The organism is Chryseobacterium sp. HMWF035 (assembly GCF_003094695.1).
GTDB lineage: Bacteria > Bacteroidota > Bacteroidia > Flavobacteriales > Weeksellaceae > Chryseobacterium > Chryseobacterium gambrini.
Genome location: NZ_QEHP01000103.1, coordinates 1 through 16,263 on the forward strand (window position 1 = coordinate 1; position 16,263 = coordinate 16,263).

15 protein-coding genes, 3 tRNA genes and 1 pseudogene are annotated in these 16,263 nt (G+C 33.8%); 5 read left to right on the top strand and 14 right to left on the bottom strand.

Annotated features, from left to right (window positions below; all coding sequences use genetic code 11):
- Nucleotides 1-347: 347 nt before the first annotated feature.
- From DD829_RS15275 to DD829_RS15315, 8 genes and pseudogenes are all read right to left on the bottom strand, one after another.
- A complete protein-coding gene (locus DD829_RS15275; RefSeq protein WP_108410384.1) occupies nucleotides 348-1,169 on the bottom strand; it encodes a KilA-N domain-containing protein in 822 nt (273 codons plus the stop codon).
- A complete protein-coding gene (locus tag DD829_RS15280; protein ID WP_228408217.1) occupies nucleotides 1,148-1,432 on the bottom strand; it encodes a KilA-N domain-containing protein in 285 nt (94 codons plus the stop codon). The genes DD829_RS15275 and DD829_RS15280 overlap by 22 nt, the downstream gene beginning before the upstream one ends.
- Nucleotides 1,433-1,707: 275 nt before the next feature.
- On the bottom strand, nucleotides 1,708-2,226 hold the full coding sequence (locus DD829_RS15285; RefSeq protein ID WP_108410383.1) for a hypothetical protein: 519 nt from the start codon (nucleotides 2,224-2,226) through the stop codon (nucleotides 1,708-1,710).
- A pseudogene (locus tag DD829_RS15290) lies at nucleotides 2,226-2,486 on the bottom strand (VOC family protein); the annotation flags it as partial. The gene DD829_RS15285 and the pseudogene DD829_RS15290, both read right to left, overlap by 1 nt.
- Before the next feature lie 1,149 nt (nucleotides 2,487-3,635).
- Complete coding sequence (locus DD829_RS15300) at nucleotides 3,636-3,941, bottom strand: DHCW motif cupin fold protein (protein WP_228408218.1); 306 nt, start codon at nucleotides 3,939-3,941, stop codon at nucleotides 3,636-3,638.
- Between the two features lie 293 nt (nucleotides 3,942-4,234).
- On the bottom strand, nucleotides 4,235-4,561 hold the full coding sequence (locus DD829_RS15305; RefSeq protein WP_108411141.1) for a DUF4870 domain-containing protein: 327 nt from the start codon (nucleotides 4,559-4,561) through the stop codon (nucleotides 4,235-4,237).
- A gap of 111 nt (nucleotides 4,562-4,672) precedes the next feature.
- The gene (locus DD829_RS15310) at nucleotides 4,673-5,563 is read right to left on the bottom strand and encodes a hypothetical protein (RefSeq protein WP_108411142.1); all 891 of its coding nucleotides are present in this window, start codon (nucleotides 5,561-5,563) and stop codon (nucleotides 4,673-4,675) included.
- A 10-nt stretch (nucleotides 5,564-5,573) separates the two neighbouring features.
- A complete protein-coding gene (locus DD829_RS15315; RefSeq protein WP_108411143.1) occupies nucleotides 5,574-5,999 on the bottom strand; it encodes a polyketide cyclase in 426 nt (141 codons plus the stop codon).
- Between the two features lie 436 nt (nucleotides 6,000-6,435).
- Between DD829_RS15315 and DD829_RS15320 the strand changes: the two genes are divergently transcribed.
- Both DD829_RS15320 and DD829_RS15325 read left to right on the top strand, forming a co-directional pair.
- Nucleotides 6,436-8,244, top strand: a complete 1,809-nt coding sequence (locus DD829_RS15320) for a helix-turn-helix transcriptional regulator (RefSeq protein WP_108411144.1) — start codon at nucleotides 6,436-6,438, stop codon at nucleotides 8,242-8,244.
- 131 nt (nucleotides 8,245-8,375) lie between these two features.
- Complete coding sequence (locus DD829_RS15325; RefSeq protein ID WP_108411145.1) at nucleotides 8,376-8,894, top strand: tyrosine-type recombinase/integrase; 519 nt, start codon at nucleotides 8,376-8,378, stop codon at nucleotides 8,892-8,894.
- On the opposite strand, the gene DD829_RS15330 is transcribed toward DD829_RS15325, so the two are convergent.
- The 4 genes from DD829_RS15330 to DD829_RS15345 all read right to left on the bottom strand — a co-directional run bounded on the left by DD829_RS15330 (nucleotide 8,878) and on the right by DD829_RS15345 (nucleotide 10,539).
- Entirely contained in the window at nucleotides 8,878-10,038 is a 1,161-nt protein-coding gene (locus DD829_RS15330; RefSeq protein ID WP_108411146.1) for an NUMOD4 domain-containing protein, read from the bottom strand. The two genes, DD829_RS15325 and DD829_RS15330, sit on opposite strands and share 17 nt — an antisense overlap.
- Before the next feature lie 248 nt (nucleotides 10,039-10,286).
- Nucleotides 10,287-10,370: transfer RNA gene (locus tag DD829_RS15335), tRNA-Leu, on the bottom strand.
- Nucleotides 10,371-10,375: 5 nt separating this feature from the next.
- Nucleotides 10,376-10,451, bottom strand: a tRNA-Gly gene (locus DD829_RS15340).
- A 6-nt stretch (nucleotides 10,452-10,457) separates the two neighbouring features.
- Nucleotides 10,458-10,539 (bottom strand) — tRNA-Leu (locus DD829_RS15345).
- A 191-nt stretch (nucleotides 10,540-10,730) separates the two neighbouring features.
- On the opposite strand from DD829_RS15345, the gene DD829_RS15350 reads away from it, so the two are divergent.
- Genes DD829_RS15350 through DD829_RS15360 form a run of 3 tightly spaced genes read left to right on the top strand, consistent with a single transcriptional unit; the run spans nucleotide 10,731 to nucleotide 12,697 of the window.
- Nucleotides 10,731-11,108, top strand: a complete 378-nt coding sequence (locus DD829_RS15350) for a DUF3127 domain-containing protein (protein WP_108411147.1) — start codon at nucleotides 10,731-10,733, stop codon at nucleotides 11,106-11,108.
- Between the two features lie 58 nt (nucleotides 11,109-11,166).
- Complete coding sequence (aat, locus tag DD829_RS15355) at nucleotides 11,167-11,820, top strand: leucyl/phenylalanyl-tRNA--protein transferase (RefSeq protein WP_108411148.1); 654 nt, start codon at nucleotides 11,167-11,169, stop codon at nucleotides 11,818-11,820.
- Entirely contained in the window at nucleotides 11,807-12,697 is an 891-nt protein-coding gene (locus tag DD829_RS15360; protein ID WP_108411149.1) for a DMT family transporter, read from the top strand. The genes aat and DD829_RS15360 overlap by 14 nt, the downstream gene beginning before the upstream one ends.
- A 49-nt stretch (nucleotides 12,698-12,746) precedes the next feature.
- On the opposite strand, the gene DD829_RS15365 is transcribed toward DD829_RS15360, so the two are convergent.
- Together DD829_RS15365 and glmM are read right to left on the bottom strand one after the other, a co-directional pair.
- Nucleotides 12,747-14,126, bottom strand: coding sequence for a tetratricopeptide repeat protein (locus tag DD829_RS15365; RefSeq protein ID WP_108411150.1), 1,380 nt, complete (start codon nucleotides 14,124-14,126; stop codon nucleotides 12,747-12,749).
- A gap of 326 nt (nucleotides 14,127-14,452) precedes the next feature.
- Nucleotides 14,453-15,835 (bottom strand): phosphoglucosamine mutase, encoded by a 1,383-nt coding sequence (gene glmM / locus DD829_RS15370; RefSeq protein WP_108411151.1) that lies wholly within the window; start codon nucleotides 15,833-15,835, stop codon nucleotides 14,453-14,455.
- Between the last annotated feature and the right edge of the window lie 428 nt (nucleotides 15,836-16,263).

The following is a 16,263-nucleotide window of genomic DNA, read 5'->3' on the forward strand; positions in this document are numbered from 1 at the left end:
ATCCCAATGCCTTTGTACAGCACGAAGTTCCATTTAGAGAAGTATATATGAAGACATTCCCTTTTCTGGTTATCTATGAAACAGAATCCTCAAAAATACTGATACATTCCGTTTTCCATATCAGGCAAAATCCCGAAAAAAAAGTATCATCTTTATTATAGTTTTCATAAATATAAAAAAACACCTAACCTATTGACAAATTTCATTTACCTTGCACAAGTACGTTTGTGCAAAGATGAGAAACACCAGTTTTCAATTATGTTTTTAGTGAATTAATACTTTATTGTGCAGGCTAAAATTTTATCATCATTTACACTTTTCCAGAAAAGATGCTAAAAATATATTTTCTATTTTAATTTTTTAATTGACAGATTTGCAAGAAGTGATTTCATTTGTGTAATGGCAACTTTATTGAGCTGGATAAGCCTTTCACTTTGCGGTAAGCCTTGCTGGATTAATAAAGCATTGATGCTTTCCATATTGCTGAGTACCACCAACTGCTCCAATGTCGCATAGTCCCTTACATTACCCTTTTTGTCGGGATTATGGTCTCTCCACGATTTTGCAGTAACTCCGAATAAAGCTACGTTCAACAAATCGGCTTCATTTGCATAGACAAAATTGGCCTGTTGTCCGGTAATTTCCTGCGGAATCAGATTTTCTTTGATGGCATCAGTATGGATATGGTAGTTGATTTTAGAAAGGGTTCTTTGTAAATTCCATTCTAATTGCAACCTGTCGTTTTCATCACTTTTTAAGCGTTGAAATTCTCTAATGAGAAAATACTTGAATTCGGCGGACAGCCAAGTTCCAAATTCAAATGCAATATCTTTATGGGCAAAGATACCTCCTCCATAACGCCCAGATTTTGAGAAAATTCCTATCGCATTTGTCATTTCTACCCAACGTTTTGGTGTTACAAGTAATCTGCCTTCACTATTTCTAACCGTATGGAATCCCATACGGTTAAAATTTGGATTGTTAACATGTTCCCAAACAGCCAAAAAATCAACAGTAAAATAAGTGCTCATCCAATTTGAAACAACAAAACGAGCTTCCTGATTATCTTTGTAGCCAGCCATATCGGTTAAGGAAATATAATCCTCATTATTTTGCTGAATAATGGTAATCTCGGTATTTGATACGCTTATTTTTGATGTTTTTGCCATTCCCCATTCTTTTTAGCTCGTAAAATATTCAACCCTACCTCACTTTTAATTATGGCGAATTCACCATAATTAAAATTTGGATTGTATACGCTTTCCCAAATTCCAAGATATTCGACCGTGTTTCTATTACGAAGCCAATCAGTGATGAAAAAATCTACGTCTTTTGCTTTTAACATATCGGTTAAAGAAATGTATTCCTTATTTTTATCTGAAAGAATGGTTATGGCTTTTCCCTCTACTTGTAAAATTTTGCTTTTTGCCATTGTCAAATATTTTATCTCTTAAAACTATTTATTCTAAACCCTCGAATTCAAGGGATTTAGAATCAGGATTACATATGGTATCCCAAAAAACCAAGAATGCTGTTTGTTATTCAATTCTAATATGTTCATTCAGACTGATCGCTAACTAATTGTAATTTATGAGAGCTTTTTAAAGCATTTAAAGTGATGAACTTGGATGATTAATCGTCCGAAAATAGTCATTGAGCATTCCCGAGAAAACAGGATGAACCCCAAACCAATCTGGGATTAACTTTCTATTTTTTAACTTTCTTCATTGCATCAAGATATTTTTTCTTCACTCCGTTATCTTTTTCCTTTTCACAAAGCCGTTCAATTTGAGACAATAGTTTGATATGATGTTCCGTTTTTAATTTTAAAATTTCTGCCAAAGCATAAGCACTTGCCCAACGAACTACTGTTCCTGCATTTTCAGCATTTGGAAGAAGGTTGTTAATGGCTCTGTCAAGTTGCAACGGAAATCTTTTAGCAATATTTCCAATCACTTTGGCACTCTCCCATTTTACTCTTGGTTCTTCATCCTTCAAAGTTTCAATAACATAATCCATTAAACTTTCCTCTGCAATAGCAGAATTGGTTTTAGTCGCATACTCCACTGCTTCAATGCATGTTGCCTTATCGGTTGCTTTTTGCAGTTCTGCATAAGCCAATAATTCATCCATTGGTAATTCATCGTTCAATAACCATTCACCAAGGGTTTTTACTTTACCCTTGGCTTTTATGGTTTTGTCCTGAAATAGATGTTCTATGGTCATTATGCTTGTTGCTCATCAAAATTAACCATCCAGTTAATCCCAAACTTATCGGCAAACATCCCGAAATAAGCTCCCCAAAAAGTTGGGTTCATCGGCATCGTGACCTGCCCTCCCTCAGATAAAGCGTTGAATAATTTATCAGCTTCGTCTCTGCTCTCAGCATTGATAGAGATTGAAAAATTGTTTCCTTCTTTGAAGTTCGATGCCCATTCTCCGCCTGTATCACTTCCCATCAGACAGGTTTCTTTACTGATTGGTAAATGATGTCCAAAATTTCGTTTTGGTATAAAGTACTTTCCTGAACATCTTTTTTTATATGATAATGATGACTGATTGTATATCTTTTGCTTTTAGATCCATCTTTTGTAAGAGCAAAAAACTCCATTCGATTATTTATTGTCCATCGAATAATATCCGCCTGCTCAAAGGTCATTATTTTTTTTCTTTTCCATTAAATGCTTTATAAATGCATCGGTCCTTTTTGTTAAAGGAAACTATAGTATTAATACTAAGATAGTTATATCCGGACTGAAAAAAGCAGATCAAACCCAAAAAGCCTAAAAAATAGAGAAAATAAGCATTTGTATGAATTAATAGAGACAACATACAGGCAATAATTCCCAAACCGCTAAATATAAATACGTTTTTCATATTCCGAGAATAGGGGGTGAGACTGAGCTTATCCTCAGTATTTTGAAAGTGATAGCTTTCTAACATAGGTTCATTTTTTATAATTAATAATCTTTTCGGTCTCTATAATAATTGAAGACAAGGAACCAATTGTGGCGAAGTATCTCCTGTCCAGTACTGCTGCTTTATGATTACAGAAAATGAGATAGGCAGTCGCCAAAATGGGAATAAAATTAGTAGTTGATTCACTTTTTTGAATCTGTAGTAAGTCTTTTAGATGGAAAATTTTGGTTTGACAGAAAATATTTTCTCTGACTCTTATGGTTTCTGTATTTTTATCAATAACTAATATCTTAGATAATTCTAAAAGATAAACTATAGATAACATATAGCAAAAAACTAATACTGTAACAGGATACAGCTTACTTTTGACTATTACTCCATATATGATAGAATAATTCCAAATGACTAAAGCTAAAATCCACAGAAACAGAATACGCCCTATTCTATAAAATGTTATTGATTTTAATTTAAATTGATCTCCGTTTTGAGTATAATATTTAAGCATTCCCTTTTTTCTTTATTATTGTCCGATTAAAAACCAAAATAGCATTATTCAAGAGACTTTCATATTTTTTTGAAATTATTAAAATCATAATTCATTGACTGTTAATACTAATAAATACAAACTATTCTGAAATAATATCTAAACATCATAAAAAACACTATTAAATTCTTTAGTATTTTTTAACATTCCACCTTACTTTAAAAACTCTCCATCAATAATCAACAATTTTATGCCATCTTTCTGAAATAGAACGATGCGAACTCTGACCATCAGAAACAATATAAGACATCCTCTTTCTCAAAAAAGTCTTTTCGCCCGTTATTAATTTATTTATCAATTCTCCCTCCAGACATTGTACAATATGCCCCTTTTGGCACCAATGATCAACAAAATAGTTTTCAGTATAGGTTAAACCTTCAAGTTGAACAGTTTGGCAATAAGCAGTTCCTGTTTCGTCCACATGCTCTGTTTTTTCTTTTGCTTCCCAATCTGTCGTTTGGAATAATATTTTACTCATCGTTTTTATTATTTAATTTTTTTGAACAATTACAATGATAAAAAACAATATAACCATACTAACATTAATAGGTAAGTTTTGAAAATTTTATATCTTAATAGTTTAAGAACTATTGATTTATAACTACAGAAATAAAAGAGATTACAATCACTTTAGCATTATCCTTACTTGAGGATCCTATTTCCAATAACAAAAGAGTTATACATAAAAGTCCTTATGATAAGTATAGGAATTATTTTTGATTTTTATCGCTTTTTACATCAATGCTTTGCTATACCGCAACTTTGAATTTGTTATTTAATAAAACTAAATTGATTTTCAAATATTTTTCCAATTACAGGAATTGGCATTTCCATGGAATTTATAGCATTAATGATTCCAAAAATCCATAATATTAAAAATACAATTCCAAAATAGTTAATAAATGATAATGATGGTATTATTGAAGTTAGAATTCCTGCGATAATACCAAAAGCAAATTGCGAAATAAAGATTCCAAAAGATTGTTTTAAATGATATTTTATAAAAGAATCTCTTTTATTGCTATTGGTAATGAAATAAGCAACAAGCCATCCGATAATTGTAATGTAAGAAATGATTGCTAATCTATTTTTGCTCATGATTAAATTGTTGTTAGATAATTAATAAAATTGTGATTTAATTAAATCAACACTTCGTTAAATGTCAATTTTTCTATTAAGTTAAAGTTTTTTGAAAAATGTTGCAGCTAATTAAAACTTTGATATAATAATCCAGTTATTTCCGTCACTTTGCACAGAAAGACCTCTTCCTCCATCAGAATTATTAAGAATGTAAGAGCTGAATGTACTTCCGTTTAATCTGAAATTTCCTGTAACAGTTTGCGTACCGGTTGTATCATTAATAATATGATATATACGTCTTATGTTGGCAGAACTTGGTACAGGAAGACTTATTGCACCCTGAACTAATAGCGTAAAATCATTGTCCGCAATAGTTCCTGAAGACAAGGTTCTGATATTTCCGCCTAAAGATCCTTTTACATCTAGTGTGCTTACCGGAGCAAGATTCCCTACATTGTTTACAATTCCCATCCCGACATTTCCGGAGGCTGTCATGGTAGTAACTGTTTTGGCATTGATTATGAAATATTGGTTTCCACCAATAGAACTTCTTAATTCGTGCTCTAAGTTATCTCCATTTGAATAGAATACTCCTAAATTTGCAGTTTGAATACCATCTGCTCTCAATACATTAGTAGTAGCGTCAAAAGTAGAAACCAATGTTTGCTTACCTTGAAAATTCGAAATTCTTAATGAACTTTTTGCACCCAAAGTTCCCGGAATTGCAAAAATATCTGCGCTGGAAGCTTGTGTTGTAGGATCTGCATTAGTTGGACCTACAATATTCAGCATATATCCTGTTCCGATTGACGCTGTTCCGATACCCACTTTGCCAGTATTTGTAACTACGAAATCGTTTGATTGTTGATCCGTAGTAGGGTTTCCTGTAGAGGGATTGTCTTTTCCTCCGTCAATATGAAGAGTATACATTGGATTGACTGTATTGATTCCTACATTTCCTGTTTGGGAAAACGCAAATACAGACAAAACTAATGCGACAATTGTACAGTTTTTTTTCATCTTTTAATAGTTAATTATTATATCTTTTTGCAGATTGAACTTGTTGCTTCATATCAATTGGCAGAGCATCTACTATTTTTTGAGCTACAATTTTGCGCCAAAGAAAGCCTAAAATTCCCGTTACAGTTATGCTATTAGTAATTTTAAGACCTTGAGATGTTTCTTCAAATACATGATGATCATACATTTTTGCTAAAGGGAAATTAGTAACATCTAAAAACATTTTGTTTTCAATTGTCTCTAATAATTTAACTTTTACATTCGGTCCACCTTTTGGTCTTAAAATAAAGAAATTCCCTTTTTCAAAGTTTCCCTCAATTTTGGCAAATTCAATTCCATCGTCCCAAGTATGCCAATTATTAACATCAGCGAAGAGTTTCCACATTTGTTCTTTTGTAACTTCATTTGTTAAAATAGTGTGAGATTTTGTCCACATATTATTACTTATTAAACTATGATTGCAAAATTCTATTAAATTGTTTGTCAAACAATAAAATTAGATGACACAAAACGACTACTAGCTTCATTATGCATGACCACAAAACGACTACACGGTTTTTAAAACACTGAATTAAAGCATCTTATAAACTTAATGAAAATGGATTTCATTAAATTATTTGTCTCAAAAAGTATACTTTTGCAACATTGAAAATGTATCAGTGCTTATAAGAGTAATCGTCTTTGCAATCAAATGTCTACTAATGTATTGGAATATTTGATAAACTTCTACCATGCATAGAAAATTCGAAACTATGTTGATAGAATAATTTATTAGCTATGAAGTTGTTTAAACTTTTTTTCTCTAAATAAGTTTAAACAACTTCAATATTAAAAACAGACATTTTTCATTAAATTCAGAAATAAAAACTAAAATGAATAAAATTATTTTTTTTGCACTTATTATTTTTAGTGTAGTCTGCTTAAACGGGCAAATGAAAAGTGATTTGAAAATTGCTCTTTCCAAAGCGAGAAATTATACACAAGCTGAGAAATATTCACAGGCTATTTATGTCTTAAATTCTTCAATTAACTCCCGCAATAAGGAAGAAAGTTTCTCTTTAGCATGTTTATATGCTTATAAAAGTTCTGTATATAGGGTTGAAAAAAGATTTAAAGAATCGAATAATGCTATAAATATAGCAAAGGAATATGCGGTAAAATCTAACAGTAATTATGCTAATGCTTATGTTTATAGTTCGAGCAGCAGATTATTTGATGATTTAAAAATTAGTGATTTATGTGTTAATGAGGCTCAAAAAGCTTTGAAATTTTTGGAATGTGATAAATCTGGTAATTCTGTTGAAAAAGCAGAAATTTATGTTAATACATATCTTTCATTGTACAACACTAATATGATATGGAAAAACAAAAACAATGTTGAAAAATTTGCACGTCTTTCATTAAAATATGCAAAGATATCTAAAGACCCGTCTTGTCTATCCAATGGTTATCTTGCTATGTTTGGGTTACATTCATTATATCCAGTATCTCAAAAAAAGAATGCAGACAGCATGATGTACTATGCGCAGCTAAATTTTCTTGTATGCCAGAAATATCCTCTTAAATGCGGATATAGAAATTATGCTCGTGCTGCTATGAATATTGCAGGAACTTTGCTGAGGGAATCTTCAGGAAAAAATGTTAACAAAAAAGAATCATTTGAATATCTTCAACTGGCAAGAGATATTGTAAGTAAATATAAAATTAATCCAAATTCTATAGTTCCTAATACTTATGGCATAATGGCTTCTTATGCAGAAATTGAAAATAAAATTGATGAAGCTGTAAAATATTACAAACTTGCTGAGACCGAACTTAAAAAAAGTAAGAACACGAGTTATAGAGAATATCTTTTTCAGATGGCTCTTTATAAAGATCTTGCTGATCTCTATGAAAGGCAGTTAGACTATAAAAAAGCACTGTTTTATAGTAACCAGCTTATGGAATTATCTAAAAAAACTGCCGATCAACAACAAATTGAAAATGCTCAAAAATTGGAAATCCAATACGAAATAGAAAAGAAAAATATAGAATTAGCTACCCTGAAAGAAAGAGCCGAAAACAGAAAATTGCAGAATTATCTTTACTTGGGAATTATCTGTGTTACATTACTGGGATTAGGATTTATGTTTCGCTCTTATCATTATAAGCTAAAATACTCTTCGCAGAGAGAAAGAGAATTAGAAGCAAAAAAAATAGAAGCCGAATTACAGATAAAACTTGGAAAAGAGGAAAAAACAAGACTCAGTCTAGAGCGTGAACTCTTAGCTGTAAAACAGAGCCAACTCCAAAAAGAAATGATAGCAAGCAGTTTGCAACTTTCTAAAAAAAATGATGTACTTCAGCAAATTAGAGCCAAAGTCAATGAAGGAGAAACCCATCAGATTAATAAGCTTATTAAAGAAGAAACGCTCAGAGATCATAGTTTTGCTGAAATAAAATCTCTAGCACAACAATTGCCTCCAGATTTTTTTAACTTACTGAATGAGAAATCCGTAAAAAAACTTTCACAATTGGATATAAAATATTGCGCATGCTTGCATTTACAAATGAATACTAAGCAGATTGCAGGTTTGCTTCACATAGAAGCCAAAAGTGTAAGAGTAGCTAAATACAGAATTAAAAAGAAATTAGGATTAGGAAAAGATGATGATCTGGATCTTTTTTTACAAAAGATATGATAAATGAACTACTCTAAAGAAGGAATCATTGATAATAAGAACTATCCTTTTGGTAAAGATAAAATTCAAATAAAATTTCTGGAATCCATTAAAATTGGCTTAACTCAAGACGAGGTGTTGACAATTGAACAATTGAATTAGACTTTGCCTCTAAGGAATGGCATACTCGAAACGTTTGGTTGTTGAGTTTTTATCTTGCCGGAATCAGGGTTGCCGATGTTTTGGAAATGAAATGGAAAAATGTTCAGGACGGAAAATTACGGTACCAGTTGAACAAGAACCAAAAAGTGGTTTCTCTAATGATTCCCGAGAAGGCTTTAACAATTTTTTCGTATTATGAACCTTACAAGGTATTGAATGGAGGTTATATTTTTTCCGAATTGAAAGGCGTTGATGAGAAAGATTCTAAAGCGGTATTGGCTGTCATCAGAAATGCCAATAAAAAGTTGAATAAATATTTAAAACGAATTGCCAAACTGGCAAAAATTAACAAAAATATTACAATGCACATCTCAAGGCACACGTTTGGAAATATTTCAGGTGATAAAATTTCTGTACAGATGCTTCAGAAGTTATACCGGCAAGTTCAAGTAGCGGTGGCAGAAGCTAATGAAATGAACTGTACTTATTCTCTTACTTTTTCCTCTTAAGAAAAAAATAAACAGAATGTAATGAAAGTTTGGCGATATCAATATCCCACAATGGTTCACTTTGATTAATAACACCCAGCGTTCTGTCATTGAGATCAAATTCTTCTACAAAACAATAATACAGTAACTTATTGATCCGGATATTAATTTTCTTGCGGTTATAGTGTATATTAGTATGTAAAGAAAATGATTTTTCGGAATAGATACTCGCTGAAAGTGATATAATTCTTTCCTTTAAAAAGATTTTATTTTTGGTTTGCGTTGTCCATGTATTCAACCGTTTGATTCTGCCCTTGTTTGAGATAAGGAACTGATCCCCGATTCCGGGAATCGGTTTCCACTGTTCACCGGGAAGATCATCAAGGGATAAGTTCATACAGGCAGGCGGATTGCCCTCATCAATTTCTGGTTGTCCAAGCCGTTTCCAAAGAGCGTTGTTGAAGATTTTATCGGATTTCTTTTTCCCTAACGGTATAAAGTCATCTTTTGTAGGCGTATACTCTTTTAGAAACCACCGGAAATTTCCTGCGGTGAAATGCTCTTTTTCGATGACATCTAAAATATTAGTGCGGTTGATACCAAGAGTATTGGCGGCCGCATCCATACATTCAAAAGAAGCCATAAAAGTACCTTCAATAGTATACTGGCTTACTGCTCTGTTGAAGTTTCTTTTCTTTCCTCTTCCTACTTTCATGGTTTTATAATGAACGTCACTTACAGAAAGTTTTTCCAAATTATCAGCATGAATATGAAATTGGTTATGATCTTTAAACGATATAAGGAGTTTATGATTATCCATATCAAATTTTTCAACAAAATGGTAATAGACCAAACGGGGAACTGATTTTCCATATTCCTTTCCTTCCAACGACAGTCTGCATCGAACACTATAGAAATCTTTTTTTACATATTTATTATAATACTTGCCTACATGTAGTTTCATTATACGATCCGGCATTTTCCACTCTCCTCCATTTGTATTTATTACAATTCGTTTAAGGCTTTTTATCCGTCCATAATTGGATACGGCGTAACTCTCAAAACCTTCGATTACCTTCCATTCCTCCTTAGAAAGATCCGCAAGCGAAAAGTTTAAGAGAACTTCTTTAAGATATCTGTCTTCTATGTCGGTGGGCAGCTTCATGGACTGAAATTTTTATTCTATCTGTAAATTAAAACAAAAATAGGAAACTTTGAAAAAAAGATTAAATTCAACAAAAACGGTCACAGGATTTTTTGGGTACAACATTTCTGGTTTTTTCCGAAAACACCAGAGTATATCATTTTGAACCATTTAGAACTGAAAAATGTTGTACCTATGTTGTACCCGAGATTTTTGGGCATAAAAAAAGCTCTCTTAAAAAGAGAGCTAAATTGCTGATTATCAGCTAGTACCCCAGGCGGGACTTGAACCCGCACGCCAAAAGAGGCACAGGATTTTAAGTCCTGCGTGTCTACCAGTTCCACCACCAGGGCAGGCGTGGAGCGAAAAACGGGATTCGAACCCGCGACCCCAACCTTGGCAAGGTTGTGCTCTACCAGCTGAGCTATTTTCGCATACTGTGCGGATGAAGGGACTCGAACCCCCACGCCTCTCGGCACCAGATCCTAAGTCTGGCGTGGCTACCAATTACACCACATCCGCGTTGTTTATTAAAGAAAACTTATTTTTAAATGAACTTGTTTCGTTTTGTCGTTTTCAGTGGTGCAAAGATAGGATAAATTCTTTTATCTCCAAACTTTTCAGGAAAAAAAATTAAAATTTTTACATTTTTTTTTTCGCGTAGCCTTTATTACGATTGATTTTCTTACTTTTACAGCGTTAATTAATATGATATGGAATTACAAGGAACGGTAAAGAAAATATTTGATGCTCAGACTTTTGCGAGCGGTTTCCAAAAGAGAGAAATGGTGATTCTGACGCAGGAGCAGTATCCACAGCCGATAAACATAGAATTTTTGTCTGATAAGATCAGTTTATTGGATAATTTAAGAGAAGGAGAAAATGTGAAAGTAGGAATCAACATCAGAGGAAGAGAGTGGGTTTCTCCACAGGGAGAAACGAAATACTTCAATTCCATTACAGGATGGAGAGTAGAAAAAGTTTTTGAAAACGCTTCAGAACCTACACAGGCAGCACCATCTCAGTCTGCATCTCCGGTTTCTAACGAGAATCCTTTCGCAGATGACGATGACGACGATCTGCCTTTCTAATTAAGAGATAACACTGAAAATACAAATCCTGCTTTATCAAGTGGGATTTTTTTTGAAAATGGTTCGATTAGACGAAAACGAAATTTCATTTCCCGATCCGCAGGTTTATGACGGACACGAGGGAGTTATCGCTTTTGGAGGAGATCTTTCAATAGACAGGGTGTGGTTTGCCTATCAGCTGGGAATTTTTCCATGGTATAATCCCGATGAGGAAATTCTCTGGTGGTGTCCTGATCCGAGATTTGTATTGTTCCCGAAAGAGATTAAGGTTTCAAAGTCGATGAGAAAAATTCTCAACAGGAATATTTTTACTTTTTCGGAAAACAAAAATTTCAGAGAGGTTATCAGAAACTGTCAGGAAATTACCAGAAAAGGACAGACCGGAACATGGCTTTCGGATAAATTAATGGATGTTTTCATCAGGCTTCATGATTACGGACTGGCAAAAAGCATTGAAGTATGGCAAGATGAAGAATTGGTTGGTGGTTTTTATGGTTTACAGATTGGGAATGTTTTCTGCGGCGAAAGCATGTTTGCAAAAGTGAGCAATGCTTCCAAAGCCGGATTTATTTATTTTGCCGAAAAATATCAAAACAGCCTTGAACTTATCGATTGTCAGTCTCACACAGACCATCTTGAAAGTCTGGGAGCAAGAATGATTCCCAAAAAGGATTTTTTAAAAATTTTATACGAAAATAATGAACGCAGATAAAGAAAAATGGATTCTCCTGATTGTATTAAGCATTATATGGGGATCCTCATTTATTCTGATAAAAAAATCTCTGGAGCATTTCAGTCCTTATCAGGTGGGAGCTTTGAGGGTATTGATCGCAGGAATTATTCTGATGCCTGTCGCGATTTCAAAATATAAACTGTTTCCTAAAAAACATTTAAAATGGCTGCTTTTGGCGGCTTTCACGGGCAACTTTTTCCCGATGTTTCTGTTTCCGATTGCTGAAACAGAAGTAAGCAGCAGCATTGCGGGAATCATCAACTCAATGATGCCCATTTTTGTAATTATTGTGGGCGCTTTGATCTGGAAGTTTGAAACAACAAAAAAACAGCTTATCGGGACTTTAATAAGTTTCAGCGGAGTCTGTCTACTGGCTTTTGGCGGAGACGGAGAAGACGGAAAATTTAAACTGATTCCTATTTTGCTGCTTCTGCTTGCGACTTTTTGCTATGCTTTGAGCACAACAACGGTTAAATCCAAGCTTATGGATGTTTCTTCTACCGTTTTATCAGCTTTTGTGTTTGGATTTGTTTTATTTTTTCCTTCCTTAATTGCTTTATCTTTTACAGGATTTTTTTCGACATTCAGTTTTGATGAAAGCAATCTGACCGGACTTTTTTTTGTAAGTCTTCTATCTATTTTCGGAACCGGATTAGCTATGATGATGAATTACCGCCTGTTAAAAGTTTCAACGCCATTATTTGCATCAACGGTAACTTTACTGATGCCGATTGTCGCGATTATCTGGGGAATTCTGGATGGGGAAAAGCTTTCTGCTTTACAGTTTGTGGGTGCGAGTATCATTATTGCCGGACTTATTTTTTTAAGGACAAAAACAAATATGATCAAAAAATAAATCCTGCATTGCTGCAGGATTTTTATTTCGTCATCAAAAAATCAAATGACTAATTTTTCTTTTTAACTTTTGCCTTTACTTTTTTAACCTCATCCTTAATGAAAGGATATTTTTTCTGCATATCCGTTACTAATGAAGGATCAAGTTCTAATGCATTATGAAGGGATTCAACGCCTTTTTCCTGTTCTTTAAGGTTGAGATAGCAATTGCTGAGCTGATAATACAATTCTGCTCTGTTATGCGATTTTAAAGCCTCTTTTAAAACAATAATCGCTTCTTCATATTCTCCCAGAAGCATCAAAACCTCCGAATAAGCGTACCAGTTGTAAAATCTTGAAGGTTCTACATCCACCAGCTTTTTCAGGCAGGAAAGGCTTTCTTCAAACTTTCCGGAATCGATAAAGAGAAAAGCCAATCTTTTCTGGTAATCAAGGTTATTTTCGTTAAGATAAGTCGCCTCTCTTGCAAAATGCAATGCTTCCGTCATTCCGCCCATCTCTTCGTAAAGATACGATTGTTCCATCATGGCAAGATAAAACTGAGGATCTTCTCTTAACGATTTCTGAAAAAAGTTTAAGGCAACAATGGGCTGCTTTAAAGCTTTATAACACAATCCGATTTTATAGAAGGTAAACGCTTTGGTATATTCCAGTTCCAGCATTTCTTCGTAGACTTCGATTGCTTTTTTATACTGTCCTAAAGCTTCATAACATGCCGCTTTATTGGCATAAACTCCTACAGAGTTGGAATTGATCGCCAATAAATAATCGTATCCTTTTATCGCTTCTTCGTAGTTTTTCCTGTTGAAGTAGAACTGTCCGTATTCGAACCATGCTACTTCAGAATAGGCAAACTCGTCCAGATATTCATTCAGAAAGGCAATTGCCTCCTCGCTCTTATTAAGATCTGCAAAGCACACCATACAGTTTTCCAGCGAATATTCATCCGTAGGATCTTCTTTCAATGCTTTCCTGTAATGTTTAAGAGCGTTAAAGGGGTCTCCTAAATTCACATATTCGTCTGCAATAAAGTTGTGAAGGAAATTTTCTTCTTCCTTCAGCTCCAATGCTTTTTTACAAATTTCTATAGATTTTTTAGGATTTCCCAGATTCGAATAATACTTTGCGTAGCATACCAAAAAGTCTGTGTTTTCCATTGAAGAACCTTTCAGCTCATCGATAAGATCTTTCGCCGCATTATAATCTTCCCATTCCAAAAGAACTTCAAGTTTTTTAATCTTAATGTCCAAAGAATTGGGATGAAGCTTCAAACCGTAATTCACTGCCATATCGGCGTAATTAAAGTCTCCCAGCTCCAGGTAATAAACAATGATGTCTTCCAATTCTTCTGTATCAAAGTAGAATTCATCATTATTTTCCATCATTTCTTCGAACTTCTTCACAAGTTCATTTCCAAAATACTCTTCCAATACTCACATCCTTCGTCGGCCAATGTCTGAATCTACTTGCAAACCTCGACAAACTTTTTAAATTAATATTACTTCTGAAATTTATGATTCAAAATGTATGCAAAGTTGCGAAATTTTTTTGACATTTATTTTCGTAAATTTCTATCTGAAAGATAGTGAAAAGATCATTATCATCAAAGAATTGTGGATAAAAAAGGAGGAGTTATTGTTAATTTAACATAATAGTGGAAGCATTTTAGAGGAATTGAACTTCTCTTCTGATATTTACCATTTCTTAGCATTCCATCAAAAAAAACGGAGCTAAAAAGCTCCGCTATTATTTCAGATTAAATTAAACTTTTAATTTTTGCGATGATATCGTCTCCCAATTTATCAGCTTCTTCCTGTGATTTTGCCTCTGTATAAATTCTGATGATCGGCTCTGTATTTGATTTTCTGAGGTGAACCCAGTTATTTTCAAAGTCGATTTTCACGCCATCAACGATAGAAACTTCTTCATTCTGATATTCTTTCTCCATTTTTAATAAAATATCATCCACATTGATTTCCGGCGTTAATTCGATTTTCTTTTTGCCCATGAAATAACTTGGATAACCTGCTCTCAGTTCAGAAACGGTTTTATTTTCTTTTGCCAAATGGGTTAAAAACAAAGCAACTCCTACCAAAGAGTCTCTTCCGTAGTGAAGATCCGGATAAATAATTCCTCCGTTTCCTTCTCCTCCAATCACTGCATTTTTTTCTTTCATTAAAGTGACCACATTTACCTCTCCTACTGCACTGGCAAAATATTCTGAATTGTGGGTCTTTGCTACATCTCTTAAAGCACGGCTTGAAGAAAGGTTGGAAATTGCCACTCCGTTTTTATTTTTTAGTAAATAATCTGCAACTGCAACCAATGTGTATTCTTCGCCAAACATTTCGCCTTTTTCATCGATTAAAGCTAATCTGTCTACATCCGGATCGACAACGATTCCGAAATCTGCGCCTTCTTTTTTTACCAGCTCACAAATATCTCCCAAATGTTCTTTTAATGGTTCCGGATTGTGGGGAAAATGACCGGTCGGTTCACAGTATAATTTTACTGTTTCGCATCCTAATTTATCCAAAAGCATCGGAATTGCAATTCCTCCCGTAGAGTTAACCGCATCCAAAACTACTTTGAAATTTTTAGCTTTAATAGCTTCTGCGTCAACCATCGGCAAGTCTAAAATCTGCTGAATATGAATATCAAAAGCATCTTCTCTTGTCTCATATTTTCCTAAATCGTCTACTTCTGCATAGTTGAAATCTTCGCTTTCTGCCAAAGCCAAAACCTCAGCTCCGTTTTCTCCGCTGATGAATTCTCCTTTATCATTTAATAATTTCAGAGCATTCCACTGTTTCGGATTGTGAGAAGCAGTGAGAATAATTCCTCCGTCTGCTTCCAGTTCGGGAACCATAATTTCAACGGTGGGTGTTGTGGAAAGACCTAAATCTACTACGTTAATTCCGAGTCCCTGTAAAGTTGCCGTTACCAGAGAAGACACCATTTGTCCGGAGATTCTTGCATCTCTACCGATAACCAGGGTTAAATCTTTTTTATTTTTATTGTTCTGAAGCCAGGTTCCGAATGCGGAAGCGAATTTTACCACATCAAGCGGCGTTAAATTATCGTTTACTTTTCCGCCAATGGTTCCTCGGATTCCTGAAATGCTTTTTATTAGTGACATTAAGTATGTTTTTATTTATATTCTTCTGAAACCATTTTTCCGATATGATGAAATGGAATCTTTCGCAAAAATACAAATAAAACCTGTGAGTTGATTCTGAAAAATATTCCTGAATTTTTAAATAATCATTAAAAGTCATCTTATTTCAATCAAATATAATGAGGACTTATTATCTGATGAAATTACGGTAGAATGGAGAAAAGCACAACATCTTGATATCGGTTGTTTATTGAGATTGCTTCGTCATTTCATTCCTCGCAATGACAGAAAGTAATGATTATGGTAAAAAAACTAGCCCCGATTGCAGCATTGTCTGAGCTCATTTTAGAGTTTCGGCGGCGGCAAAGCCGCTAGTCATGGTCGGAAGATTTTTTTTATTATTTTGAATAATGTTTTTTTAATTTAACTATTTGATTTCCAATTAATTG

Coding starts and splice junctions, on each gene's coding strand:
- DD829_RS15275 (WP_108410384.1), bottom strand. CDS start 1,169: ATGGCAAAAACATCAAAAATAAGCGTATCAAATACCGAGATTACCATT.
- DD829_RS15280 (WP_228408217.1), bottom strand. CDS start 1,432: ATGGCAAAAAGCAAAATTTTACAAGTAGAGGGAAAAGCCATAACCATT.
- DD829_RS15285 (WP_108410383.1), bottom strand. CDS start 2,226: ATGACCATAGAACATCTATTTCAGGACAAAACCATAAAAGCCAAGGGT.
- DD829_RS15300 (WP_228408218.1), bottom strand. CDS start 3,941: ATGAGTAAAATATTATTCCAAACGACAGATTGGGAAGCAAAAGAAAAA.
- DD829_RS15305 (WP_108411141.1), bottom strand. CDS start 4,561: ATGAGCAAAAATAGATTAGCAATCATTTCTTACATTACAATTATCGGA.
- DD829_RS15310 (WP_108411142.1), bottom strand. CDS start 5,563: ATGAAAAAAAACTGTACAATTGTCGCATTAGTTTTGTCTGTATTTGCG.
- DD829_RS15315 (WP_108411143.1), bottom strand. CDS start 5,999: ATGTGGACAAAATCTCACACTATTTTAACAAATGAAGTTACAAAAGAA.
- DD829_RS15320 (WP_108411144.1), top strand. CDS start 6,436: ATGAATAAAATTATTTTTTTTGCACTTATTATTTTTAGTGTAGTCTGC.
- DD829_RS15330 (WP_108411146.1), bottom strand. CDS start 10,038: ATGAAGCTGCCCACCGACATAGAAGACAGATATCTTAAAGAAGTTCTC.
- DD829_RS15350 (WP_108411147.1), top strand. CDS start 10,731: ATGGAATTACAAGGAACGGTAAAGAAAATATTTGATGCTCAGACTTTT.
- aat (WP_108411148.1), top strand. CDS start 11,167: ATGGTTCGATTAGACGAAAACGAAATTTCATTTCCCGATCCGCAGGTT.
- DD829_RS15360 (WP_108411149.1), top strand. CDS start 11,807: ATGAACGCAGATAAAGAAAAATGGATTCTCCTGATTGTATTAAGCATT.
- glmM (WP_108411151.1), bottom strand. CDS start 15,835: ATGTCACTAATAAAAAGCATTTCAGGAATCCGAGGAACCATTGGCGGA.